The 1698-nt window shown below is 64.4% G+C and carries 3 protein-coding genes and 1 pseudogene; 1 reads left to right on the top strand and 3 read right to left on the bottom strand.

The window, feature by feature from the left end:
- Together ACOJVU_RS13450 and ACOJVU_RS13455 are read right to left on the bottom strand one after the other, a co-directional pair.
- Nucleotides 1-84: PPE domain-containing protein (locus ACOJVU_RS13450; protein WP_421530226.1), on the bottom strand; the 84-nt coding region annotated here is incomplete at its 3' end.
- 30 nt (nt 85-114) lie between these two features.
- Nucleotides 115-414 (bottom strand): PE family protein, encoded by a 300-nt coding sequence (locus ACOJVU_RS13455; RefSeq protein WP_421530224.1) that lies wholly within the window; start codon nt 412-414, stop codon nt 115-117.
- A gap of 313 nt (nt 415-727) precedes the next feature.
- Between ACOJVU_RS13455 and ACOJVU_RS13460 the strand changes: the two are divergent.
- A pseudogene (locus ACOJVU_RS13460) lies at nt 728-1209 on the top strand (ISL3 family transposase); the annotation flags it as partial.
- Nucleotides 1210-1422: 213 nt separating this feature from the next.
- Here ACOJVU_RS13460 and ACOJVU_RS13465 read toward each other — a convergent pair.
- On the bottom strand, nt 1423-1698 hold a 276-nt coding region (locus tag ACOJVU_RS13465), incomplete at its 5' end, for an MMPL family transporter (protein WP_421530225.1).

Consider the following 1698-nt stretch of genomic DNA (forward strand, 5'->3'; position numbering starts at 1 on the left):
CGCGGCGGCCGTCAGCGGCTGCGGACCCGGGCCGGCATACATCAGTCCGGAGTTGACCTCCGGGGGTAACACCCCGAAATCCAGCCCCGCCACGCCAGTCATCACCGGCCCGAACTAACCGGCGACCAAAGCGTTGGCGGCTTCGGTCAACGCATAGGAGCCGGCGCTGGTTCGCAAGGCTGTGACCAACATCGACAGAATCTGTTCGGCCTGCGAGCCGATCGATTGATACAGCTGGCCGTAGACGGCGAACTGGGCCGCGGTCAGCGCCGACACCGGGTCCGCGGCAGCGGGGATCACTTCGGTCGTCGGGGCCGTGGCCGCTTTGTTTTGAGCCGACATCGCCGAACCGGCCCCGGCCAGCTGCCCCGCAACCGCATCCAGCATCTCCGGTTGCGTCGTGACAAAAGGCATGGAACTCGCTCCTTTCCCGTTGGAACAGACAGGTCCCTGTGCGGGATGCGGTTCGCGTTGCGCCAATCACATCCTGAGAAGACCATCTGCCCCGACCAGTTGACAATGAAAACCATTCGCAGAGAACGCATCTGTTCTATCAAGCGAGATGGTCGGGTGCAAGTGGCCGTCGGAAGGCGTTCGCCTGCGCTCACGCCGGCCGGACCGCTGCCGACGACGATGAGTCTCGATGACGTCACGGCGGGCCGCCTACCCCCGTCGCCACCGGCTCAAGCCCGCGTCTGCGGCCGCGGCTGCGTCCCGGCGCGGACTGGCCACCTGCGGGCACCGCGGCCGCAAGACCGACCCGCTTTACGCCTGCCGGCGCACCCTGCAGAACGGCGCCGATCTGCTCATCGACAATCAGAAGACCTGGCTGGCCACCTTGTTCGCCATCGACGCCACGCCGAGGTCGAGGCCACCTGGACCATCTATCAGCGCACGGTGGCCGCTTACCGACACCCCGATTGCAAGACCGGCCGCACCACGATGGCCGCACCGATCCCGCTGAGCGCCGGCGTCCCCAAGCCCCTGCAGGAAATCATCACCCTCGGCCGGACGCTGAAGAAGCGTGCTGCCGACGTCCTGGCCTACTTCGACCGACCCGGCACTTCCAACGGGCCGACCGAAGCGATCAACGGCCGCCTCGAACACCCCCGCGGCTCAGCCCTCGGCCTTCGCAACCTCACCAACTACATCGCCAGATCCCTACTGGAAACCGGCAGATTCAGACCCCAACTACACCCCCGATTGTGAAGAGCCGCTTTACGTTGCAGCGGAACAACAATGCGTTGCCTCACACCTGCCGCGTGAAGTTGGGCGCCGCTATATCGTCGTCTCACCCGCCCGACCGCTGGCTCTTGCGCCATTCGCGGAAAGCATCTGATTCCTGAGCTGGGCAGATGGTTCTGCATCTGTACGTGTTGAACACCCTGCCTCCTCTCCTGCTGGTGGCTTCGCTCAAGCCGGCTATTTGGCGGCCGGGGTCATGCCAGCGCGGGGGCGAAGGGGAATCTTTTCGGGCCACCAGAACCACCGGCCGAGAAGGCGAGCCAGTGGCATGACCAGGAATATCCGGACGATCAACATATCGAACAGCAGTCCGATGCAAATAGTCGAGCCTGCCTGGCCGACATTGAGAACATCACTGGATAGAAGTGCCAGCATTGTGATGGCAAACACGACACCCGCGGTGACCACCGAGCTCCCAGCGCTTCCCATCGCCCGGATCACTCCGGTCTTCAC

The sequence above is a fragment of the Mycobacterium sp. THU-M104 genome, assembly GCF_049197365.1.
In the GTDB taxonomy this organism is placed as follows: Bacteria; Actinomycetota; Actinomycetes; order Mycobacteriales; family Mycobacteriaceae; genus Mycobacterium.

Coding starts and splice junctions, on each gene's coding strand:
- ACOJVU_RS13455 (WP_421530224.1), bottom strand. CDS start 414: ATGCCTTTTGTCACGACGCAACCGGAGATGCTGGATGCGGTTGCGGGG.